The sequence below is a fragment of the Sphingomonas sp. CARO-RG-8B-R24-01 genome (genome assembly GCF_022662295.1).
Classification (GTDB): Bacteria; Pseudomonadota; Alphaproteobacteria; order Sphingomonadales; family Sphingomonadaceae; genus Sphingomonas.
This window is the reverse complement of the sequence record NZ_JAKNQI010000008.1, coordinates 108,948-131,817: the sequence shown is the minus strand read 5'-3', so window position 1 is coordinate 131,817 and position 22,870 is coordinate 108,948. Positions and strand designations below refer to the sequence as shown.

The window sequence follows — 22,870 nt, the reverse complement described above, 5'->3', positions numbered from 1 at the left end:
GACCGCCAAGGGGGGGTTGCGAACAGTGCCGACCGAATATCTGTGGATTGCCCCGGTGACGGCGCTGGTCCTCGGCTACCTGCTGGGATCGATTCCGTTCGGCGTGCTGCTGACGCGCATGGCGGGTGCCGGCGACCTGCGTCAGGTCGGGTCCGGCAACATCGGTGCGACCAACGTGCTGCGCACCGGCCGCAAGGGCCTTGCGGCGGCCACGCTGATCCTGGATGCGGCAAAGGGGTTCGTCGCGGTATGGGTCGCGGATGCGTACCTCGGCGGCAATGGCGTGGTTGCGGCCGCGGCGGTGTTCATTGGTCATCTCTATCCGGTGTGGCTCGGCTTCAAGGGGGGCAAGGGCGTGGCGACCCTGCTCGGGATCGTCCTCGCCCTGCACTGGCCGATCGGGGTCCTCTACGCCGCGGTGTGGATCGCGCTTCTGGCGTTCGGGCGAATTTCGTCGCTTGCGGGGATGACCGCGGCGGTCAGCGCGCCATTGTGTGCGGCCTATTTCTACAAGTTCGATATCGTGCTGCTGCTGATGGCGCTCGCGCTGCTGGTGCTCTGGAAGCATCGGGGCAACATCGACCGGCTCATGAACGGCACCGAGCCGCGGATCGGGCAGAAAAGTGGCTGATGCGGAGGGGCTCGGCGGCGACGCGGTCGCGCGGCTCCGCCTGATCCGGACGCCGCGAATCGGGCCTGTTACCTATGCCCATCTGCTCGCGCGCTTCGGTTCTCCCGAAGCTGCCATCCTTGCCCTTCCGCAACTCGCAGCGCGCGGCGGCGGCATTCCGCCCGCGGTTGCCGCGCCTGCCGTCGCCGAGCGCGAACTGGCCAGCGTGCGCCGTCTGGGCGCGCGACACTTCTTCAAGGGCGATCCGACCTATCCGCCCCTGCTCGCCCAGCTCGACGATGCCCCGCCAGCGCTCATCCTGCGCGGGGATGCGACACTGCTGTCGCGGACGCCCATTGCGATGGTGGGGGCCCGCAACGCGTCCGCCGCGGCATGCCGCTTCGCGCGCCAGCTCGCCGTCGAGTTGGGCCGCGAACAGGTCGTCGTCGTTTCGGGGCTGGCGCGCGGAGTCGATACCGCGGCGCATGTCGGCGCGATCGAGACCGGGACGATTGCGGTGATCGCGGGAGGGATCGACATATCCTACCCCCCCGAAAATGCCGAGTTGCAGGAGCGGATCGCTCGCGAATGCTTGCTGATCGCGGAACAGCCCCCCGGCACGGAACCGCGCGCGCGGCATTTTCCCTATCGCAACCGGATCATCGCGGGCCTTGCGCTCGGCACGGTGGTGGTCGAGGCGGCGCCCAAGTCGGGATCGCTGATCACCGCGCGGCTCGCCGCCGAACTGGGCCGCGAGGTCATGGCGGTGCCGGGCAGCCCGCTCGATCCCCGCGCGCAAGGGTGCAACGGGCTGATCCGGGACGGCGCCACGTTGATCCAGTCGGCCGCCGACGTGCTCGAAACGATCCGCCCGATCGATTCGCGGATGGTCGAGAGCCCCCGCAGTGGTTTCCGCACGGCCACGCCCGAGGATGCGAGCGACAGCGACCGACGCGCCATCGTCGACCTGCTCGGCCCCGTGCCGGTCGCGATCGACGAACTGATCCGGCAATCGCAAGCATCGCCTGCGATCGTCCAGACGGTACTGCTCGAACTCGAACTGGCCGGACGATTGGAGCGTCATGCCGGTGGGCGGGTGGCGCTGTCATGATCCCGCCCGCCCTTGGCAAGTCTCCATCGGCATCATACGTCGCTTGACGCCTAACGATCCCGCTCTCCATCCTCGCGCGTACACGTAAGGACGCAATAGACCCCCATGCAGCTTGTCATCGTCGAATCGCCCGCCAAGGCGAAGACCATCGAGAAATACCTCGGTTCGGATTACCGCGTGCTCGCGAGCTACGGCCACGTCCGCGATCTGCCGCCCAAGGACGGATCGGTGAACCCCGATGAGGGGTTCGCGATGGAGTGGGAGAATTACGCGGACAAGACCAAGCAGCTCAAGGCGATCACCGATCTCGCCAAGACCGCCGACCGCCTGATCCTCGCGACCGATCCGGATCGCGAGGGCGAGGCGATCAGCTGGCACGTCCAGGAAGTGCTGCGCAACCGCAAGGCGCTCCCCAAGGACGTCCAGCGCGTCACCTTCAACGCGATCACCAAGGCGACCGTCACCGATGCGATGAAGCATCCGCGCGAGCTCGATACCGATCTGATCGACGCCTATCGTGCGCGTCGTGCGCTCGATTATCTGGTCGGCTTCACGCTCTCGCCGGTGCTGTGGCGCAAGCTGCCCGGCGCCAAGTCGGCGGGACGCGTGCAATCGGTCGCGCTGCGGCTGATCGTCTCCAGAGAGCGCGAGATCGAAGCATTCCGCGCGCAGGAATATTGGTCGGTCATCGCCGACATGGAGCAGGACGGCACGCCGTTCCAGGCACGGCTCGTGACGTTCGAGGGCAAGAAGCTCGATCGCCTGTCGATCGGCGAGGAAGGCGTGGCCAACCGCGCCAAGGCCGCGGTCGAAAGCGGACATTTCACCGTCCAGTCGGTCGAGGTGAAGCCCGCGACGCGCAACCCGCCGCCGCCTTTCACCACCTCGACGCTCCAGCAGGAAGCCTCGCGCAAGCTCGGTTTCTCGGCGGATCACACGATGCGGATCGCGCAGGGCCTCTATGAGGACGGCGCGATCACCTACATGCGGACCGACGGCGTGCAGATGGATTCGAGCGCGATCTCGGCCGCGCGCCATGCGGTCGCGAACCGCTATGATGCGAGCTATGTCCCCGACAAGCCGCGCGTCTACCAGACCAAGGCGAAGAACGCGCAGGAAGCGCACGAGGCGATCCGCCCGACCGATTTCTCAAAGGACAAGGCCGGCGGCGGGGATCATGCGCGGCTGTACGACCTGATCTGGAAGCGTGCGCTCGCGAGCCAGATGGCGAGCGCGCGGATGGAGCGCACCACCGTCGAGATGGCGGACGGCACTGGCCATACCGCGCTGCGCGCGACCGGGCAGGTGATGCTCTTCCCGGGCTATCTCGCCTTGTACGAGGAGGGCTCGGACGACACGCAGGACGAGGACGCCAAGCGCCTGCCGCGGCTGCGCGAAGGCGATGCGCCCGCCAAGAAGAGCGTCACCGCCGAACAGCACTTCACCCAGCCGCCGCCGCGCTTCTCCGAAGCGTCGCTGGTCAAGCGTCTGGAAGAGCTCGGGATCGGGCGTCCGTCGACCTATGCGTCGATCATCAAGACGCTCAAGGACCGCGAGTATGTCCGGGTCGAGAAGAACCGTTTCTTCGCGGAGGAATCGGGGCGTCTGGTGACCGCGTTCCTCGAACGGTTCTTCGAGAAATACGTGAGTTACGACTTCACCTCGGGCCTCGAGGACGAACTCGATGAAGTCTCGGGCGGGCGTGCCGAATGGCAGGCGGTGCTGGAAGCGTTCTGGAAGGACTTCAAGCCGCGCACCACCGAGGTGATGGAGCAGAAGCCGTCCGAAGTGACCGCCGAGCTCGACAAGTTCCTGGCACCCTATCTCTTCCCGCCGATGGCGGACGGCAGCGACCCGCGGCTGTGCCCGAATTGCGGTCAGGGGCAGCTCGCGCTGCGCGGCGGCAAGTTCGGCGCGTTCGTGGCGTGCTCCAACTATCCCGAATGCAAATACACCCGCCGCTTCGGCCAGCCGGGTGCGGACGGTGCTGGGGTGGATACGGGTCCGGAGACGCTCGGCAACGATCCCGAAACCGGCTTGCCGGTCGAGCGCAAATCGGGACGGTTCGGGCCCTATATCCAGATCGGCGAGGGCGAGACGCGCAAGATGGCGTCGATCCCGAAGGATATCGGCGAGCTCGATCTGCAATGGGCGCTCAAATTGCTGTCGCTGCCGCGGACCATCGGCACGCATCCCGAAACCGGCGAACCGATCACGGCGGCGATCGGACGCTATGGCCCGTATCTGAAGCACGCGGGCAAATATGCGCGGCTGACCTCGACCGACGACGTGTTCGAGACGGGGATGAACGCGGCGGTTGTGAAACTCGCCGAAGCCGCGGCGGGCGGCGGGCGTCCGCAGCGTGGCGCGCAGGCACCGCTCAAGGTGCTCGGCCTGCATCCGCGCAGCGAGGCCGAGATCAAGCTGATGGAGGGCCGTTATGGCGCTTACGTCACCGATGGGACGACCAATGCGACGTTGCCCAAGTCGATCGAGAAGGATGCGCTGACGCTCGAGGAAGCCGCGCAGCTGATCGACGCGCGCGCAGCGGCGGCTCCGCCGACCAAGGGGAAGAAGAAGCCGGCGGCCAAGAAGCCGGCAGCGAAGAAGGCGCCCGCGAAGGCCAAGACGGCGGCAACCGCGGATGCCGCAGCGGAGGCCCCGGCGAAGAAGGCTCCCGCGAAAAAGCCCGCTGCGAAGAAGCCGGCAGCGAAGAAACCCGCCGCGAAGAAGGCGACCGCCTGAGTCGCCACGCCGTGCTCCTGCGCAAGCAGGAGCCCAGGGTTACGGGCGCGTCGCTTGGGACTCTGGGCTCCTGCCTGCGCAGGAGCACCGCGCCTCAGGCCGCGCGGCGCTGCGTCGCGCGGAGCCAGGCGCGCGCGGCGGCCTGTGCGGTCGCGATTTCGCGCGCGGTCATGTCCTCGGCGATTTCACCGCGGCTCGCCATCCCCGCTTCGCTGCCCGCGACGGCGGCGAGATTGAACCATTTGTGCGCCTCGACCAGGTCGACCGAAACTCCGGCCGCGCCGCTCGAATAGACCATGCCGAGCTCGTAGCAGGCATCCGCGTCACCGCAGGCCGCTTCGGCCAATTTGCTGTCGATGAGAAACTGCGCGTTCTTGAGGCTCGTGCCCATGTCGAATCTTCCCGGTTAACCATGCCCTAGCCCCGACAGTGCGCGGGGCCCGGTCAAAGAAAGGTTAACGGGGGGGATTAGCCTTTGGTCGTAGCGGGGGTCTGCAAAGGTCGCAGCGGGGAGCCTTCCAAGCCCTTCCTCGGCGGAGGCCGGGGCCCAGTCGCGATGTCCAGGGGAACGGAGGGCAGCGCTCGCCTTCTCCCGCTGCGCTGCTGGGCCCCGGCCTTCGCCGGGGAAGCGGTGCGAGCGAGAGCAGTCACATTCTAGAACTTTCGTGCCCCCCCGCCCCGGCTACCCCCGTGCCGGCACGTCGAGGTTGTCGATCAGCCGGGTCGCGCCCAGCCGCGCCGCCGCGAGCAGCCGCCGCGGCCGGTCCTCCGCCATCTCCGCGGTCAGCGTCGCGGCATCGACCAGTTCGACATAATCGACCACGAACCCAGCCGCGATCAGCGATTCCCGCGCCGCCGCCAGCGCATCCTCGGGCGAATCGCCCCGCGCGATCGCGCGCGCCGCCTCGCCCAGCGCGCGCGGCAGCGCCACTGCGGCGGCACGCTGCTCGGGCTCAAGATAGACGTTGCGCGACGACAGCGCGAGGCCGTCGTCGTCGCGCTGGGTCGGAACGCCCTCAATCTCGATCCCGAAATCGAGGTCCGTGACCATCCGTCGGATCACCGCGAGCTGCTGGAAATCCTTCTCGCCGAACAGCGCCACGTCTGGCCGAACCTGGTTGAACAGCTTGGCGACGACCGTCGCGACCCCGTCGAAATGCCCCGGCCGCGCCGCGCCATCGAGCCCCTCGCTCACCCCCGACACCGAAATATTGGTCGCGAAGCCCGCCGGATACATCACGTCCACCGGCGGCAGCCACAACAGGTCGCACCCCGCCTCGGTCAGCATCCGCGCATCCGCCGCCTCGCGTCGCGGATAGCGCGCGAGATCCTCGTTCGGGCCGAACTGCCTGGGATTGACGAAGATCGACGCGACGACCTTGCGCCCCTGCCGCCGCGCGGTCTCGATCAGCGCGATATGCCCGCTATGGAGCGCGCCCATCGTCGGCACGAGCGCGATGCCCGCCCCGTCGCTGCGAAAGTCGGCGATCGCGGAGCGAAGCGCGTCGAGAGTACGGATGGTTTGCACGCGGGTTGGGCCTTCGGTAAGGACGGGCAGGCCTTCTATGGGGGCAGGCCGAACCGAACAAGACGCTAGGACATCATCCCGTTGGCCACTGCTGCGCGAAAACCACACATCATCGTTTTCGCCAACGAAAAGGGCGGCACCGGTAAGTCGACCACCGCGGTCCATGTCGCGATCGCGCTCGCCGCGCGCGGGGCGAAGGTCTCGGCGTTCGATCTCGACCACCGCCAGCGCACGATGGGGCGCTATTTCGACAATCGCGCCGCAACCGTCCAGCGGACCGGTCGCGCGCTGCCGATCCCGCGCCACGCGACGCATGACGGCGAGACCGACGAGCGTTTCGAGGAGCTATTCGCCGACCTCGCGACCGACACCGATTTCCTCGTGATCGACACGCCGGGCCGCGACGACCGTTTCGGGCGGTTGTCGGCGGCGCGCGCGGACACGCTCGTCACGCCGATGAACGACAGTTTCGTCGATTTCGACCTGATCGGGCAGGTCCATCCCGAAACCTACAAGGTCACCCGCCCGAGCTTCTACGCCGAGATGATATGGGACGCCCGCAAGGCGCGCGCCAAGGCGGACGGCTCGACGATCGACTGGGTCGTGCTGCGCAATCGCGTCCAGCATATCGAGGCGCGCAACATGCGCCGCGTGTCGGACGCGCTCGACCAGCTCGCCAAGCGGGTCGGGTTCCGCATCGTCCCCGGGCTCGGCGAACGCGTGATCTATCGCGAGCTGTTCCCTGCCGGGCTGACGATGCTCGATTCGGGCGAATTCGGTGCGATGGGGCTGGCGCATGTCGCCGCGCGGCAGGAGCTGCGCGAGATGATGGGCGCGCTCGCCTTGCCCGAATCCGTGCTGCCGCTGTTCGCCTGATGAGCAAAGTCCTGCTTCTCGTCGCACTGCTCGTAGCGGCATGGCTGCTGCTGCGCCCCAAGCCCAGGCGCGCGCCGATGCAACGCCCTGAAGAGACCGAGGCGCGCGCCGTGCTCGGGGTCGGCCCGGCGGCGGATGCCGCGGCGATCCGCGCGGCGCATCGCCGGCTCGTCTCGGCGCTGCACCCGGACAAGGGCGGCTCCGCCGAGCTGACCCGACGGATTAACGCGGCGCGTGACGTGCTGCTTAAGCCTTAGTCACTGAACTTTCTCACGATTGGTCGATTAGGCCCTATCAAACCCCAGGAGGAACCGCATGACCCATCGCTTCGACCCCACTTCGCTCCGCGAATATGACATCCGCGGCATCGTCGGCAAGACGCTGGGCACCGCCGACGCCGACGCGATCGGTCGCGGCTTCGGCACGCGCGTGCGCCGCGCCGGCGGCACCCGCGTCGCGGTCGGCTATGACGGCCGCCTGTCCTCGCCCGAGCTCGAAGCCGCGCTCGTCGGCGGGCTGACCGCGGCCGGCGTGGACGTCGTACGGATTGGCATGGGGCCGACCCCGATGCTGTATTACGCCGAGGCCACGCTAGAAGTGGATGGCGGCATCGAGATAACCGGCAGCCATAATCCCTCCGATTACAATGGCTTCAAGATGGTGCTGCAACACAAGCCGTTTTTCGGCGCGGACATCCAGGATCTCGGGCGGATGGCCGAGGAAGGCGATTGGGAGACGGGCGAAGGCACCGTCTCGACCGCCGACGTCGAGGACGAATATGTCGGCCGCCTGATGGCCGGTTTCGCGGGCGGCACCTACAAGATCGGCTGGGACGCGGGCAACGGCGTGTCGGGCCCGATCATCGAGAAGCTGGTCAAGCTCCTCCCGGGTGAGCATCACCTGCTGTTCACCGATGTCGACGGCAAATTTCCCAACCATCATCCCGATCCTACCGATGAAGCCAATCTGGTCGATCTCAAGCGGCTCGTCGCGGAGAAGAACCTCGATTTCGGTCTGGCGTTCGATGGCGACGGCGACCGGATCGGCGCGATCGACGGCGAAGGCCGCGTAATCTGGGGCGACCAGATTCTCTCCATTCTGGCCGAACCTGTTCTCAAGGAGCTTCCCGGCGCGACGATCATCGCCGACGTGAAGGCGTCGCAGATGCTGTACGACCGGGTCGCCGAACTCGGCGGCAAGCCGCTGATGTGGAAGACCGGGCACAGCCTGATAAAGATGAAGATGAAGGAAACCGACAGCCCGCTCGCGGGCGAGATGAGCGGCCACATCTTCTTCGCGCATGAATATTACGGGTTCGACGACGCGCAATATGCGGCCGTCCGCTTCATTCGTGCGGCGCACATGATCGGCAAGTCGGTCACCGAACTGCGCGGCAACATGCCCGCGCTGGTCAACACGCCGGAGATGCGCTTCCAGGTTGACGAGAGCCGCAAGTTCGCGGTGGTCGAGGAAGTGCTCGCGCGGCTCGAGGCGGATGGCGCCGAGGTCGACCGTACCGACGGCGCGCGCGTCAACACCCCCGACGGCTGGTGGCTGCTCCGCGCATCGAACACGCAGGACGTGCTCGTGGCGCGCGCTGAAGCAAAGGACCAGCCCGCGCTCGACCGCCTGCTCGCGATGATCGACGACCAGCTCGAGAAGAGCGGGCTGCAGCGTGGCCCACAGGCGGCGCACTAAGCACCGCCACACCCGTCTTGCCGGGCATCGTCCGGGATGACGCCGTGAGGGGGGCGAACCCATCGCCCCCCTCGCAATCCGGCGTAAAACACGCCACCTAGGCGCAATGCCTCCCCCCGCGCCCCAGATCATCCGTGTCATCGACCTAGAGACCACCGGCGAAGGCCCGCCGATCCACGGCGTGTGCGAGATCGGCTGGCAGGACGTCGCGCTGCAGAAGGACGGCCGCTGGGAGATCGAGGGCGAAGGCGGCGCGCGGCTCGTCAACCCCGGTCGCCCGATCCCGCCGCTGACCCAGGCGATCCACCATATCCTCGACGAACAGGTCGCCGACGCGCCCTTCTGGCACGACGTCGCGCGCGGGGTGCTCGACCCCTATCCGCGCCGGATCGCGCTCGCGGCGCATCGGGCGGATTACGAGCAGAAGTTCTGCACGACCCCGCTGACGCGCGGCGCGCCGTGGATCTGCACGTGGAAATGCGCGCTGCGGCTATGGCCCGATACGCCGAGCTTTTCCAACCAGATGCTGCGCTATTGGCGCAAGCCCGAGGGGATGGTCCACGAGCTCGGCCTCCCCGCGCATCGCGCCTTCCCCGACGCCTATGTCACCGCCTTCCACCTGCGCGACATGCTCAACGAAGTCGGCCCCGAGCAACTGCTCGCCTGGTCCGCGGTCCCCGGCCTGCTGCCGCGCGTGATCCGCCCCGGGCCGGATCGCGGCAAGAGCTGGCAGGAGATCAGCGACGACTCGCTGTCGATCATGCTCGGCGATCGCGACATGGACGTCCGCTTCACCGCCGAGACCGAACTCGCGCGGCGGCGTGGCGGGGGTGTCGTCGGGCGGCCGTCGCCGCAGGGGAAGCTGGTGTAGGGCGCTGTCCGTCCTGGCGGGCCGCCCAGTTCCGTTCGGGCCGGTTTCGTTCGGGCTAGTTCGCTCGCGCCAGTTCCGTTTGGGCCAGTTTCGTTCTGGCCAGTTCCGTTCTGGCCAGTTCCGTTCGGGCTAGTTCGCTCGCGCCAGTTCCGTTCGAGCTAGTTCCGTTCGAGCTAGTTCGCTCGCGCCAGTTCCGTTTGGGCCAGTTCCGTCCGCGCCAGTTCGCTCGCGCCAGTTCCGTTTCCGCCAGTTCGCTTGCGCTAGTTCCGTCCGGGCCAGTTCGCTTGCGCCAGTTCGCTCGCACCAGTTCGCTCATGCCAGTTCGCTCACGCCAGTTCGCTCGCGCCAGTTCCGTTCGGGCTGAGCGAAGTCGAAGCCTCTGCGCAGCGCTGGCCCTTCGACTTCGCTCAGGGCGAACGGAGGGGGATTTGGGACTCCGCTCAGGGCGAACGGTAGCGATCTTCGACTCCGCTCAGGGCGGACGGTGGCGATCGGCAACTTCGCCCAGGGCGGACGGTGGCGATCTGCGACTCCGCTAAGGGCAGACAGTGGCGAATCGATTGATCGTCATCAACGCCGAGCCACTGGCGTTTGTCGTTGCTGCTGCGTAAGGACACTGCATGTACAAGCGGTTAGTCCAGGGGTTTGGCATCAGCGAAGGCCGTATGGGCCGATTCCTGGTGGCCTGTATGTCACTTGGATTCCTGCTACTGGTCGTCGCCGGGATCGCTGCGGCCTGGTCGACCGACCAGAACGAGCGTCACACCCGCGACGTCAACCACACCTATGAGGTCGAGCTGTCGATCGACCGCGCGCGGATTGCGATCGAGCAGGGGGAAACCGCACGGCGTGGCTTTCTGCTGACCGACGATCCGATCTATCTGGCAACCTATCGCGCCGCGATGACCGAGCTTCCCCGTGCGATCAACCGGATCGCCACGCTGACCGCCGACAACCCCCGCCAGCAGGCCAATGTCGCTGCGTTGCGCGTCCAGACCGCCGATCTCGCCGCGCAGCGCGAACGCACGATCGTCCTTGCCGGGCAGGGCAACCGTACTGCCGCGGTCGCGCAGTTCGAGGCCGAGACGAGCGCGCGCCGGATGCGCACCGTCCGCGCGCTGGCGGACCGGATGGTCACCGAGGAACAGCGGCTGCTCAAGATCCGCGACGCCGCCCAACAGAACAGCGTCCGGCTCTTCTACATCACGCTCGCGCTTGCCGGGCTGCTGCTCGCGCTGGTCGCGCTCGTCACGCTGGTGACGGTGCTGCGCTACACCCGCGAGCTTGCGACCTCACGCGATACGCTGCGCGACTTCGCCGACACGCTCGAGAACCAGGTCGAGGAACGCACCGCCGACCTCAGCCGCGCGAACGAGGAAATCCAGCGCTTCGCCTATATCGTCAGCCACGACCTGCGCAGCCCGCTGGTCAACGTGATGGGCTTCACCGCCGAGCTCGAGGCAGCGACCGGCGCGATCACCGACCTGATCGACCGCGCCGAGGAGAAGGCCCCCGAGATCGTCAGCGAGGACGCACGTCTCGCCGCGCGCGAGGACCTCCCCGAGGCGATCCGCTTCATCCGCACCTCGACGCAGAAGATGGACCGGCTGATCAACGCGATCCTCAAGCTGTCGCGCCAGGGCCGCCGCGTCATTTCCGCGGAGCCACTCGATCTGGCGACGCTGATCGACGGGATCGGCGCGAGCCTGACGCAGCAGATGGAGCAGCGCGGCGCGACGCTGACGGTCGAGCGCCCGCTTCCCGACCTCGTCAGCGACCGGGTTGCGGTCGAGCAGATCTTTTCCAACCTGATCGAGAATGCGGTCAAATACCTAGATCCCAAGCGCCCCGGCCGGATCGTCGTGCGCGGGCGCCGGGAGGGGAAGCGGATCCGCTATGAGATCGAGGACAATGGCCGCGGCATCGCGCCCGCCGATCACGCGCGCGTGTTCGACCTGTTCCGCCGTTCGGGCACGCAGGACCAGCCGGGCGAAGGGATCGGACTCGCGCATGTCCGCGCCTTGGCGTATCGGCTTGGCGGGGTGATCGACGTCACGTCCGAACTCGGACGCGGCGCGACGTTCCATTTGACGCTTCCGGCACTGTACGCCGAACCCAAGACCGATACCCGAGGAAGCCAGCGATGACCGACCACCAGACCGTCAGCATCATCATGATCGAGGATGACGAGGGGCACGCACGGCTGATCGAGAAGAACATCCGCCGCGCAGGAATCCTCAACGAGATCCAGCATTTCACCGACGGCACCAGCGCGCTCGAATATCTCTTCAACGCCGACAAGGGCCCGGCGCAAGGCGGCCCCGCGCTCGTGCTGCTCGATCTCAACCTGCCCGACATGGGCGGCACCGACATTCTCGCGAAGATCAAGGGCTCGGACGGTCCGCTCAAGCGCACGCCCGTAGTCGTGCTGACGACCACCGACGACAAGGTCGAGATCCAGCGCTGCTACGATCTCGGCTGCAACGTCTACATCACCAAGCCGGTCAATTACGAAAGCTTCGCGCAGGCGATCCGCCAGCTCGGCCTCTTCCTGTCGGTGATCCAGGTCCCCGACGCCGAGGGCCACGGGTGATCGAACAGCCGGTTCAGGCGACCGGGCCAGCGGTCCTCTATATCGACGACGACGCGGGGCTGCGGCGGCTCGCGGCGCGCGCGCTGACGCGGCTCGGGTTTGCCGTCACCGTCGCCGAGGGCGGCGCCGAGGGGCTCGCGCTTGCGCGTGAGCGGCACTTCGACCTGATCGCGGTCGACCATTACATGCCCGGGATGGACGGGATCGAGACGCTCGACGCGATCCGCCAGCTCCCGGACGCACCGCCCGTTGTCTATGTCACGGGGTCGGAGGAAGGCCGGATCGCGGTCGCCGCGCTCAAGGCGGGCGCGTCGGACTATGTCGTCAAGACGGTCGGCAGCGACTTCTTCGACCTGCTCGCCAGCGCCTTCGCGCAGGTGCTCGAACGCGCCGCGCTCGAACGCGACAAGACCGCCGCCGAGGACCAGCTCCGCGCGAGCAACGCCCGGCTCGAGGCGCTGCTGCGCGAGGTCAACCACCGTGTCGCGAACAGCCTGCAGATCGTCTCCGCGATGGTGCGGATGCAGTCGGCCGCGTTGCAGGACGATGGCGCGCGCCTCGCGCTCGAGGATACGCAGCGCCGCATCGCCGCGATCGCGCAGGTCCACCGCCGGCTCTACACCAGCAACGACGTCGAGCAGGTCGACATGCGCGAATATCTCAAAGCGCTGGTCGATGAACTGGGCGAGACCTGGTCGACCCCGACCGCCCCGCGCACGCTCTCGCTGTTCGCCGAACCGATCCGGCTTGCGACCGATCGCGCGGTGTCGCTCGGCGTGATCGTCACCGAGCTCGTCAGTAATGCGTGCAAATATGCGTATCCCATGGGCGGGGGCGAAGTCCGCGTGGTCCTCAGCGGGGATGGCGACGCGCATTTCAAGCTATCGGTCGAGGATGACGGCATCGGCATGGCGGCAGACGCCTCTCCACAGGGAACCGGGGTCGGGACCAAGCTGATCCGCGCGATGGCGCAGAGCCTGCAGACGATCGTCGAGTACGACTCCGTCGGGACGGGCGTTCGCGCAAGCCTTAGGGCTGCGCTCGATTAGTCCAGCGGTTTGCTACTAAAGGCTTAGTCGCGGTCGATCCATGAGTTACTGGCCGTTAACCGGTCCTGCCTAGACCGATCGTCATGCGACGCCCTTCCCTTTCGATAACGGTATCACTCCAGGTGACGCTCGGCGTGCTCGCGCTTCTGGCGATGGCACTGTGGCCCCCGGTTTCGGGAGCGATGTTGCTGGTTCCCTTGATGCAGGGGAATGCCGGAACGCTGGTCACGCTCGCGCGCTCCAGCGGGGCCATGCTTGTGGGAACGGGGCCGCTTCCGGGATCGCTCGTGGTGCTGGGAGACCGGGCGCGCATCACGCGCAAACTCCGCGCCTGGAACGTCCTGTTGATCGCGGCGCCATCCTCGGGGTGCGGGGACGATCGCCTGTTCGGGGCGTCGGCATGACTCGCCTGGTTCCGATGATCGCCCCTCTGTTTGCGCCACAATCGCATCTCCCACCACTGGACACGCTGCGCCGCCGCGGGGTCCAGCTTTGGGCGTTGCTCGGCTGGGTTTCGCTCGGGCTGCTGCTGTTGGGCAATGCGCTCCTTCACGCCGGCGCGGGGTGGGCGCTGCTCGGCATCGGAGCCTTGGTCAATATCGCGCCGACGGCCATGGCGCTGTCGGGGCGCCACGATGCCGAAGCGCGCACGGTCATGGGGACGACCGCCACGATCGTACCCGCCATGCTCGTGTTTCTGCTGAAAGGGCATCCCTGGCAGATGGATGCCCACATGTATTTCTTCGTCGGCATGGCCGCGCTCGTCATGCTGGCCGACTGGCGTCCGATCGTGCTGGCGACGGGGCTGACCGCGGTGCATCATGTCGCGCTGGAAGGCCTGGCGCCGGAATGGGTCTTTTCGGGAAGCGGGAATATCGGGCGGATCCTGTTCCACGTCGTTGCGGTCGGCCTGCAATGCAGCGTGCTGGTGCTGTTGATGGTACAGCTGGAGCGCCTGTTCAAGGAACAGGAGGCGGCACTGCGACGGTCGCAGGACCTGACCGAGGCTGCCGAGGCGGGGCAGCGGCAGACCGAGCTGGCGATGCAGCAGGCGCGACATGCCGAGGCGGACGCAGCGCGCGAGCGTCACGAGCGGGAGACCCAGGCGGATCGACTCGCGCAATCGCGGCGGGGCGAGCTGATCGCGATCGCCAACGAATTCGAGCGCTCGGTCACATCGGTGATCAAGGCGATCGGCGAGGCGACCGAACGGCTCGAACAGGGCGCGGTCCAGCTGGAGCGCATTACCGGCAGCACGACGCGCGAGGCGGACGAGGTCGCCGTCGGGGCCGGGCAGGCCGCGCAGGATATCGCGCAGGTCGCCGCGACGATCCGTACGCTGTCCGAATCGGTCCAGACGATTGCGATCGCCGCCGACCGCCAATCGGCGCTGACCGAAACGGCGAGCAGCGAGGCCAAGCGGAGCGTCCAGACGGTCGCCATGCTGGAGGAACATGCCGTTCAGATCGAAGGCTTCCTCGCCGACATCCGGAAGATCGCCGCGCAGACCAACCTGCTCGCGCTCAACGCGACGATCGAGGCGGCACGCGCCGGCGATGCCGGGCGCGGCTTTGCCGTCGTTGCGGGGGAGGTCAAGACGCTATCGGCAGACACCACCCGGGCAAGCGACCGGATCGGCAGCCTGATATCGGGCATCCGGGAGGGCGTGGCCGACACCAGCGAAAAGCTGCGCAGCGTCAACGGCGCGATCGGGCAGGTATCGCTCGCGGCGTCGGGAATTGCGACGGCGGTCGCCGAGCAACGGCTGACCGCGCAGGACGTCGACGCGGGTGCCGCACGGGCCGCCTCCACCGCGGACGAGGTCGAACGGCGTATTGCCAACGTCGCGCGTGCCGGGGGAACGGCGTCGTCGCTCTCCGCCGACGTGAGCAGAAGCGCGGGCGAACTGGCCGTCAGCGCCCGTGACCTGCTCCGCTCGACCGATCGCTTCGTTTCGTTCCTGCAAGCCGAAGAGGCGGTTGCCGCCTAGCCGCCAGACCTGCTGTCGCGGATCGCCGCCGCTCAGCGCGGCTTGCGGAAGCGATAGACGAACTGGTCGGTCTTGCCGCGGATCGCCGAGTCGAAGACGGCGGCGCTGTGGTCGTCGGCAGGATTGCGCAACACGTCGCTTTCCCCATCGAACACGAACCCGGCCTTGACGACTTCGGCCTTGACCGCCGCGGGATCGATCCGGTGCTTGGTCGAGGTGCCGGCCAATCCGCTGCCCGGCGCATCCGCATGATCGATCACGATATAGGTACCCCCCGGCTTGAGCGCGGCGAAGACCTGCCTGTTGAACGCATCGAGCGTCGCCTCGCCACCGGGCACGTTGTTGACGTCGTGATAATTCTGGACGGTCCAGAACAGGTCGACCGGCTCCGAGGCGCGCACGCCCGCGCCGGACATCACGGTCAGCGAGGTATTGGAGAGATGCCGAGCCTCCAGCGCGGGGACGGCCTTCTCGGCGAATCTGGCGGCGGCGGCTGGCCAGATCGCATAGACATGCCCGGCCTTACCGACGATGCCGGAGAAGATCCGCGTCCAGTACCCCGAGCCCGGGAAGAAATCGAGGACCTCGTCTCCGGGCCCGACACCCGAGAAAGCAAGAACCTCCGAGGCCTTGCGCCGCGCGTCGTCGCCTTGCTGATCGGCGCGGGCGGGATCGGCAAGCGCCTTGGCAACCGCGCGCTGCGTATCCTTGACCGCGTGCCGGGAGGCCGGCGCAACCGTCGCCGCACCTGCAGCGGAAGAAATCAAGGCGGTCGCCGCCAAGGTTGTCAGGATCGTGCGCATCATCGTCTCCCCCGTCCGCAACGGCCCGTCACGGTTTTGCGCAGTTCACCATAACGCACGCGTTCCAACAAGCCGTCTGGCGACGAATTATCGCGCGGACCCGGCGATCGTTGCGGAAGCGAGATGGATCGATATGCCTGCCGCACCGTTCCCGCTGGCATTCGTTCATGACGTTTCGTTCATAAATTTCGGAGACACGCCGCATGCCCTCTGGTCTGGTCGCCCTGCTCGACGACGTCGCGGCGATCGCAAAGCTTGCCGCGGCCTCGGTCGACGATGTCGCGGCGGCATCGATGAAGGCGTCGTCCAAGGCGGTCGGTGTCGTGGTCGACGATGCGGCGGTGACCCCCAAATACGTCTCGGGCCTCACCCCGGCGCGCGAACTGCCGATCATCTGGCGGATCGCCAAGGGGTCGCTCCGCAACAAGCTGCTGTTCCTGCTTCCCGCCGCGCTGCTGCTGAGTGCGTTCGTGCCGTGGATCATCACTCCGATCCTGATGATCGGCGGGCTTTATCTCGCGTTCGAGGGGGCGGAGAAGATTCTCGGGAGCCTGCTCGGGCATCACGCTGCCGAGGACGAGGCGGCAGCGGGCGAGCAAAGCCCCGAGCAGCTCGAGACCAGCAAGGTCGCGGGCGCGGTGCGGACCGACCTGATCCTGTCGGCCGAAATCATGGCGATCGCGCTCGCCGAAGTGTCCGACCAGCCGATCGTCACCCAGGCCGCCGCGCTGATCGCGGTATCGTTAGTGATCACCGCGGGGGTGTACGGGGTCGTCGGGCTGATCGTGAAGATGGACGATATCGGGCTGCATCTCGCGCAGCGCGAGAACGCGGTGACGCAGCGGATCGGGCGCGGGATGGTCGCCGCGATGCCCGTCGTGCTCGGCGCGATTGCGAAGATCGGGACGGTCGCGATGCTGTGGGTCGGCGGCGGCATCCTGGTCCACGGGCTCGAGGAGTTCCACTTCACCACGATCCCGCATACCGCTGAGGTGGTCGCTGCGTGGTTCGCGGGGCTGCTGTCGTTCGCGCCGGGGATCGGCCATTGGTTCGGCTTTGCGCTGGCTTCGGCGGTGGTCGGGCTGGTCGCGGGGGGCATACTCGCGCTGATCGTCCCGCGGATCATGGCGTTGTTCGGCAAGGAGGCGGCGCATTGAGGGGAGTGCCAATGCCCATAATTACTTCCCCGGCGAAGGCCGGGGCCCAGTAGCGGGCCGGTCATGGCGGACGCTGCGCTCCCTTACTCAGGTCCTCGCTACTGGGCCCCGGCCTGCGCCGGGGAAGTGCAAGGGAATGGCGCTGTTCACCAATGCAACGGCGCGCCGACAGCGGTGGCGTCACAGCGTCCGATCCCCGTCACTTCCCCGGCGAAGGCCGGGGCCCAGTAGCGGACCGGTCATGGCGGACGCTGCGCTCCCTTACTCAGGTCCTCGCTACTGGGCCCCGGCCTTCGCCGGGGAAGTGCAGGGAGAGATAGAAGAGAGCTTGGACGATCCCTCCGCCGCCCCCCTCAGCAAGGCCGCTTCGTCCCCGCATCGGGAATCACCCGCAACCGGCGTTTCCCCCAATAGCTCAGGTCCATCGATATCCGCACCGCCACGCCCAGACGCGTATAGACGATCTGGTCGCCGCGATCGCCCGTACCGGTGCTGCAATTGCGCCACCGCTCCGCGTCGAGCACGTCGGTGATCTTGTAGACCGCATATTGGTCCGCCTCGTGCCACACGATCAGCTGGTCGAACCCGCCGCTGCCGTCATGCCCTGCGAGATCGACCGCCGCCTCGAACGGCCCCGCCCCTTTCACCGTCACGCCATGTCGTCGGCAGCGCAGGCTGTCCCAATCGGGCTGGACGCAGTCGGTGAATCCCGCGCGGCGCGCATCGGCGAGGCTGCCGCGCACCGGCAGCCCCTCGAACAAAAGCGACGGCGGTGGGGTGCGCTGCGGCCCGCACCCCGCGAGGAGCAGTGCAGCGCCGATCAGCGCGACCCGTACCGCCGAGGCGTCAGACGTCGAGATTGGCGACGCTCAGCGCATTCTCCTGGATGAATTCGCGGCGCGGTTCGACCACATCGCCCATCAGCCGGGTGAAAATCTCGTCCGCGACATCGGCCTGGTCGACCTCGACGCGGAGCATCGAGCGGTTCTGCGGGTCGAGCGTGGTTTCCCACAGCTGGTCCGCGTTCATCTCGCCCAGTCCCTTGTAGCGCTGGATCGCGAGCCCCTTGCGGCCAGCGGTCAGGATCGCGTCGAGCAGCTGCGACGGCCGTGCGACCATCGTCGCCCCCTTGCTTACCGTCGCAGGCGCGCCGGCACGGCCACCCTCAAGCGCGGTCGCCTCGGCTTCGTCCGCCGCCGCATCGGCTTCCGCCTGCGCCGCTGCCGCCGCCTTGTTCGACACGAGACGGGCTGTATCGACGAACGCCTCGGCCTGTTCCGCCGCGAGCGTGTGGAGCTTGCGCGCCTCCGCCGAGCCGAGGAACGCCGCCTCGATGATGTGGTGATCGGTCACGCCGCGCCACACGCGCTCGACATGGAAGCCGCCGTCCTCGGCAAGCGTCGCCGACCAGCGCGCATCCTGATCCGCCGCATCGAGCCCGCGCACGACCTGCACCACGCGCTCGCGCCGTGCGTCCATGTCGAGCGCCGGATCGAGCGCGCCGCCCATCGCAAGCGCCTCGACGATCGTCGGGTCGTAGCGCCGCGGCACGAAGCGCATCAGCGTCCGCATCCGCCGCGCATGATCGACCAGCGTCCGCAGGTCCGCGCCAGACCGCGACCCCTGCGCACCCTCGAGCACGACGCTCGCGACGCCATTCTCGACCAGATATTCGTCGAGCGCGCTGTCGTCCTTGAGATACACTTCGGACCGCCCGCGCGTCGCTTTGTAGAGCGGCGGCTGCGCGATGTAGAGGTGCCCCTTGGTGATGATCTCGGGCATCTGGCGGTAGAAGAACGTCAGCAGCAGCGTGCGGATATGCGCGCCGTCGACGTCTGCGTCGGTCATGATGACGATCTTGTGGTAGCGTAGCTTCTCGACGTTGAAGTCGTCGCGCCCGATCCCGGTGCCCATCGCCTGGATCAGCGTGCCGATTTCCTTCGACGACAGCATCCGGTCGAACCGCGCGCGCTCGACATTGAGGATCTTGCCGCGCAAGGGCAGGATCGCCTGGAAATGGCGGTCACGCCCCTGCTTGGCCGACCCGCCAGCCGAGTCGCCCTCGACCAGGAACAGCTCGGACTTGGCCGGATCGCGCTCCTGGCAATCCGCGAGCTTGCCCGGGAGCGATGCGATATCCATCACGCCCTTGCGCCGGGTCAGTTCGCGCGCCTTCTTGGCGGCTTCGCGCGCGGCGGCAGCGTCGATGATCTTGAGGACGATCGCCTTGCCGTGCGCGGGGTTCTCCTCGAGCCATTCCGCGAGCTTGTCCGCCATCAGCGATTCGAGCGGCTGGCGCACCTCGGACGAGACGAGCTTGTCCTTGGTCTGGCTGCTGAACTTCGGATCGGGCAGCTTGACCGAGACGATCGCGGTAAGGCCCTCGCGCATGTCGTCGCCGGTGAGGCTGACCTTCTCCTTCTTCAACATGCCGGATTTCTCGGCATAATTGTTGAGGGTGCGCGTCATCGCCGCGCGGAACGCGGCCATGTGCGTCCCGCCGTCGCGCTGCGGGATGTTGTTGGTGAAGGCGAGGACGTTCTCGTAATAGGAGTCGTTCCACTCGAGCGCGACGTCGATCGTGACGTCGTCGCGCGTGCCGCTAATCGCGACCGGCTCGGGCATCAACGCGGCCTTGTTGCGATCGAGATATTTCACGAACGCGGCGATCCCGCCTTCGTAATAGAGCTCGACCGTCTTCACGTCCTCGTGCCGCGCGTCGTTGAGGAACAGTCGCACGCCCGAGTTGAGGAAGGCGAGCTCGCGGTAGCGATGCTCGAGCTTGTCGAAGTCGAATTCGGTGATCTTGAACGTGGCGGGCGACGGGAAGAAGGTAACGCGCGTCCCCTTCTTGCCCGGCGCCGGGCCGACGATCTTGAGCGGGGCCACCGCATCGCCGAACGCGAAGCGCATGTAATGCTCCTGCTCGTCGCGGAAGATCGTAAGATCCAGCCATTCGCTTAGCGCGTTGACGACCGAGACACCGACGCCGTGAAGCCCGCCCGAGACCTTGTACGCATTGTCGTTCGAGGTGTTCTCGAACTTCCCGCCCGCGTGGAGCTGGGTCATGATCACCTCGGCGGCGCTGACGCCTTCCTCGGTGTGGATCCCGGTCGGGATGCCGCGACCGTTATCCTCGACCGTGACCGATCCGTCGGCGTTGAGCGTGATGTCGATCCGGTCGCAATGTCCGGCCAAAGCCTCGTCGATCGCGTTGTCGCTGACCTCGAACACCATGTGGTGGAGGCCGGAGCCATCGTCGGTATCGCCGATGTACATGCCGGGGCGTTTGCGCACCGCGTCGAGGCCCTTGAGCACCTTGATCGAGTCTGCGCCATAGTCGTTGGTATTGGGGTCTTCTGCCATGCCAAGCGTATAGGGATTCAGGGCTGGAAACGGAAGCGAAATGGCGTTTCCCGGCCCGGGACGCCACACCCGGGCCGGATTACGCTACTTCCCGACGATGAAGGGCAATTGCCCGCCCCCGGCGTTGGACGAGCAGCCCCGCGCAGCGCAAGCTGAAGCCGAGACGAGCCACAGATCCAGCGATTTCATGGAAGGTTTACCCCGCACGCCCCCGAAGGATGCCGGGGCCGCCGCGTCCCGTCAGGGGTGGGTGGCAATATCTGCGCGTTACGAGGTCGCTACGATCGCAATCGGAACCCGCGCCACGCAATCGTGCGTGCAGGCGCTGCATGATAGAGGCGATATCGGCGGGGTGTGGGGCCGCTGCGAAACAATCGCTGTTCTCCCGCGAAGGCGGGAGTCCAGGAGTCACGAAAACTGTAGCCGTTGTTCTGCTTGACCCTGGATTCCCGCTTTCGCGGGAAAACAGCAGGTAACGAGACCGTACTTTAACTTTCGCGCCAGTCCGCCCCGGCAGACTGCCGGGGCGGCATTACCACTCAGAACCGATCGGCGCGCTGCCCAAGCAGTGTCACCTCGACCCGGCGGTTCTGGCGCATGCCCTGCGGGGTGGTGTTGGGCGCGACCGGATTGGCCTCGCCATGCCCGACCACCGAGAACCGCGCGCGAGTCACGCCCATCTGGTCGAACGCGGTGCGCACTGCATCCGCGCGGCGCTCGGACAGCGCCTGGTTGTGCGCGTCGGTCCCGCGCGAATCGGTGTAGCCGTCGATCGCGACGCGCACGCCCGATTCCGACCGCAGATAGTCGGCAAGACCTTTGAGCTTGTCGATCGCGCCCGGGCGCAACACCGCGCTGTCGGTCGCGAACAGCACGTCCTCGTCGAGCCGCATCATCGCGCCACGCGACGTCTGGCGGAAGCCGTAGCCACGCATCGCGCGCTGGTCCCAGCCGCCGCGCGGCGGACCGCGGCGGTCCTCGACCACGACGACGCGGTCGCGCGACGCCCAGTCGAACCGGTCGCGGCGCGGGCCGGCAACCTGCGCGAACGCGCGGTTGGCGGCATCCGCCTCGCGCGGGTTGACGCGACCGTCATGGTTGAAGTCGAAATTGCGCATGACGAACGCACGCCCGCGGTTGGTCCCGCGCAGCTCGGGGAACAGGATCGGTACGCCCGCGCCAACCAGGCGATAGTCGCGGTCACCCGGGCGGCCACCACCCCAGTCCCACCGCTCCTGCGCGGCGGCGGGCATCGCGCTTCCCGCGATGGCAATGGCGGCGACAGCGGCGGTAAGGATCGACTTGCGAATTATCGTCATCGTGAAACTCCCAGGCCCCCGCCCGATGCCGGGGGTTTGAGCGCGAGCGCTTGAACCGGGGGTGAGTTCCCTCGACAGCCGGGGTTCAGGCGGCGACCTGCCCCAGGGTGAGACGCAACGCGTCGCGCCCGAGGTCCGCGAACAGCGCATCCTCGGTCCCGGTCATCCACACCTGCCCGATCCCCGCGAGCCGTGCGAACAGCGCCGCGCGGCGGACCGGATCGAGATGCGCCGCGACTTCGTCGAGCAACAGCACCGGCGCCATCCCGGTCCGCTCGGCGACGAGATCGGCATGCGCGAGGATCAGCCCGAGCAGCAACGCCTTCTGCTCGCCGGTCGAACACAGCGCCGCCGCCTGCGCCTTGCCGAGATGCGTCACCGCCAGATCGCTGCGATGCGGGCCGACCAGCGCGCGCCCCGCGGCGGCATCGCGCGCGCGGCCCGCCGCGAGGTCCGCCGCGAGCGTCTCCCCCGCCCCGGTCCAGCCGGTCAGCTCGAGCCCGGCGCGCGCGAACGGCCCGTCGGGCTGCTCGACCAGCCGCGCGCCGAGCGCGGCGACCGTATCGCGCCGCGCGAGATCGATCGCGCTCCCATGCTCCGCCATCTGCGCCTCGAGCGCGCTCAGCCACTCGCGGTCGGGCCGTCCCTCCTCGCCAAGCAGCCGGTTGCGCGCGCGCATCGCGGCCTCGTAGCGGTTGGCGTGGACCGCATGGCCGGGGCTGAGCGCCAGCGTCAGCCGGTCGAGGAAGCGCCGCCGCTCCCCTGCGGGCTCGACGAACAGCCGGTCCATCGCAGGGGTCAGCCACAGAACGGTGAGCCATTCCGCCAGTTGCGTCGCCGCGACCGCAGAACCCTGCACCCGCACGATCCGCCGCTCGGGCGCGCTCGCCTGCGTGCCGGTCGCGAGCGCGACGTCGCCGCCGAGGTCGCTCGCGATCCCGAATCCGCCCGGCCCGTCCTGCCGCGCCATCTCGCCCAGCCCCGCGCGCCGCAGCCCGCGCCCGGGCGCGAGCAACGATACCGCCTCGAGCACGTTGGTCTTGCCCGCGCCATTCTCGCCGGTGAGCACCACGAACCCGGGGCCCGGCGCGATCGCCAGCGCGGCGTGATTGCGGAAATTGGTGAGGACCAGACGCGTCAACATTGCCACCGCT

At 67.6% G+C, this 22,870-nt stretch carries 20 protein-coding genes; 13 read left to right on the top strand and 7 right to left on the bottom strand.

What is annotated here, in order from left to right; all coding sequences use genetic code 11:
• Positions 1 to 25: 25 nt before the first annotated feature.
• From plsY to topA, 3 genes are all read left to right on the top strand, one after another.
• A complete protein-coding gene (plsY, locus tag L8G49_RS15955; protein WP_242138362.1) occupies positions 26 to 631 on the top strand; it encodes a glycerol-3-phosphate 1-O-acyltransferase PlsY in 606 nt (201 codons plus the stop codon).
• Entirely contained in the window at positions 624 to 1,721 is a 1,098-nt protein-coding gene (gene dprA / locus L8G49_RS15950; protein ID WP_242186741.1) for a DNA-processing protein DprA, read from the top strand. The genes plsY and dprA overlap by 8 nt, the downstream gene beginning before the upstream one ends.
• A gap of 105 nt (positions 1,722 to 1,826) precedes the next feature.
• Positions 1,827 to 4,466: a type I DNA topoisomerase gene (gene topA, locus L8G49_RS15945; protein WP_242186740.1), complete on the top strand. Its 2,640-nt coding sequence runs from the start codon at positions 1,827 to 1,829 to the stop codon at positions 4,464 to 4,466.
• 94 nt (positions 4,467 to 4,560) lie between these two features.
• On the opposite strand, the gene L8G49_RS15940 is transcribed toward topA, so the two are convergent.
• Both L8G49_RS15940 and panC read right to left on the bottom strand, forming a co-directional pair.
• Positions 4,561 to 4,857, bottom strand: a complete 297-nt coding sequence (locus tag L8G49_RS15940) for a hypothetical protein (RefSeq protein ID WP_242138359.1) — start codon at positions 4,855 to 4,857, stop codon at positions 4,561 to 4,563.
• Between the two features lie 291 nt (positions 4,858 to 5,148).
• On the bottom strand, positions 5,149 to 5,994 hold the full coding sequence (gene panC, locus L8G49_RS15935; protein ID WP_242186739.1) for a pantoate--beta-alanine ligase: 846 nt from the start codon (positions 5,992 to 5,994) through the stop codon (positions 5,149 to 5,151).
• An 81-nt stretch (positions 5,995 to 6,075) separates the two neighbouring features.
• Here panC and L8G49_RS15930 point away from each other — a divergent pair, with 81 nt between their 5' ends.
• From L8G49_RS15930 to L8G49_RS15890, 9 genes are all read left to right on the top strand, one after another.
• Positions 6,076 to 6,870 (top strand): division plane positioning ATPase MipZ, encoded by a 795-nt coding sequence (locus tag L8G49_RS15930; RefSeq protein ID WP_242138357.1) that lies wholly within the window; start codon positions 6,076 to 6,078, stop codon positions 6,868 to 6,870.
• Complete coding sequence (locus tag L8G49_RS15925; protein ID WP_242186738.1) at positions 6,870 to 7,127, top strand: DnaJ domain-containing protein; 258 nt, start codon at positions 6,870 to 6,872, stop codon at positions 7,125 to 7,127. The genes L8G49_RS15930 and L8G49_RS15925 overlap by 1 nt, the downstream gene beginning before the upstream one ends.
• Before the next feature lie 58 nt (positions 7,128 to 7,185).
• Positions 7,186 to 8,568, top strand: a complete 1,383-nt coding sequence (locus tag L8G49_RS15920) for a phosphomannomutase/phosphoglucomutase (protein ID WP_242138355.1) — start codon at positions 7,186 to 7,188, stop codon at positions 8,566 to 8,568.
• Positions 8,569 to 8,674: 106 nt separating this feature from the next.
• Complete coding sequence (locus L8G49_RS15915) at positions 8,675 to 9,439, top strand: 3'-5' exonuclease (RefSeq protein WP_242186737.1); 765 nt, start codon at positions 8,675 to 8,677, stop codon at positions 9,437 to 9,439.
• 620 nt (positions 9,440 to 10,059) lie between these two features.
• Positions 10,060 to 11,586: a sensor histidine kinase gene (locus L8G49_RS15910; RefSeq protein ID WP_242186736.1), complete on the top strand. Its 1,527-nt coding sequence runs from the start codon at positions 10,060 to 10,062 to the stop codon at positions 11,584 to 11,586.
• Positions 11,583 to 12,032 (top strand): response regulator, encoded by a 450-nt coding sequence (locus tag L8G49_RS15905; RefSeq protein WP_242138352.1) that lies wholly within the window; start codon positions 11,583 to 11,585, stop codon positions 12,030 to 12,032. The genes L8G49_RS15910 and L8G49_RS15905 overlap by 4 nt, the downstream gene beginning before the upstream one ends.
• On the top strand, positions 12,029 to 13,081 hold the full coding sequence (locus L8G49_RS15900) for a response regulator (protein WP_242138351.1): 1,053 nt from the start codon (positions 12,029 to 12,031) through the stop codon (positions 13,079 to 13,081). The genes L8G49_RS15905 and L8G49_RS15900 overlap by 4 nt, the downstream gene beginning before the upstream one ends.
• Positions 13,082 to 13,164: 83 nt before the next feature.
• A complete protein-coding gene (locus L8G49_RS15895) occupies positions 13,165 to 13,485 on the top strand; it encodes a hypothetical protein (protein WP_242138350.1) in 321 nt (106 codons plus the stop codon).
• Entirely contained in the window at positions 13,482 to 15,071 is a 1,590-nt protein-coding gene (locus L8G49_RS15890) for a methyl-accepting chemotaxis protein (RefSeq protein ID WP_242138349.1), read from the top strand. Before L8G49_RS15895 ends, L8G49_RS15890 begins: the two co-directional genes overlap by 4 nt.
• 32 nt (positions 15,072 to 15,103) lie before the next feature.
• Here L8G49_RS15890 and L8G49_RS15885 read toward each other — a convergent pair whose 3' ends face one another.
• The gene (locus L8G49_RS15885) at positions 15,104 to 15,877 is read right to left on the bottom strand and encodes a methyltransferase (RefSeq protein WP_242138348.1); all 774 of its coding nucleotides are present in this window, start codon (positions 15,875 to 15,877) and stop codon (positions 15,104 to 15,106) included.
• A 200-nt stretch (positions 15,878 to 16,077) separates the two neighbouring features.
• Here L8G49_RS15885 and L8G49_RS15880 point away from each other — a divergent pair, with 200 nt between their 5' ends.
• Positions 16,078 to 17,031 carry a DUF808 domain-containing protein gene (locus L8G49_RS15880; protein WP_242186735.1) on the top strand — a complete coding sequence of 318 codons (954 nt, stop codon included), beginning with the start codon at positions 16,078 to 16,080 and terminating at the stop codon, positions 17,029 to 17,031.
• Positions 17,032 to 17,384: 353 nt separating this feature from the next.
• Here the strand turns inward: L8G49_RS15880 and L8G49_RS15875 are convergent, their stop codons facing one another.
• From L8G49_RS15875 to recF, 4 genes are all read right to left on the bottom strand, one after another.
• Positions 17,385 to 17,774 carry a hypothetical protein gene (locus L8G49_RS15875; protein WP_242186734.1) on the bottom strand — a complete coding sequence of 130 codons (390 nt, stop codon included), beginning with the start codon at positions 17,772 to 17,774 and terminating at the stop codon, positions 17,385 to 17,387.
• Between the two features lie 103 nt (positions 17,775 to 17,877).
• The gene (gyrB, locus tag L8G49_RS15870; protein ID WP_242186733.1) at positions 17,878 to 20,397 is read right to left on the bottom strand and encodes a DNA topoisomerase (ATP-hydrolyzing) subunit B; all 2,520 of its coding nucleotides are present in this window, start codon (positions 20,395 to 20,397) and stop codon (positions 17,878 to 17,880) included.
• Positions 20,398 to 20,936: 539 nt separating this feature from the next.
• Positions 20,937 to 21,716 (bottom strand): OmpA family protein, encoded by a 780-nt coding sequence (locus L8G49_RS15865; protein ID WP_242186732.1) that lies wholly within the window; start codon positions 21,714 to 21,716, stop codon positions 20,937 to 20,939.
• An 85-nt stretch (positions 21,717 to 21,801) separates the two neighbouring features.
• A complete protein-coding gene (gene recF, locus L8G49_RS15860) occupies positions 21,802 to 22,860 on the bottom strand; it encodes a DNA replication/repair protein RecF (RefSeq protein WP_242186731.1) in 1,059 nt (352 codons plus the stop codon).
• Positions 22,861 to 22,870 lie beyond the last annotated feature (10 nt).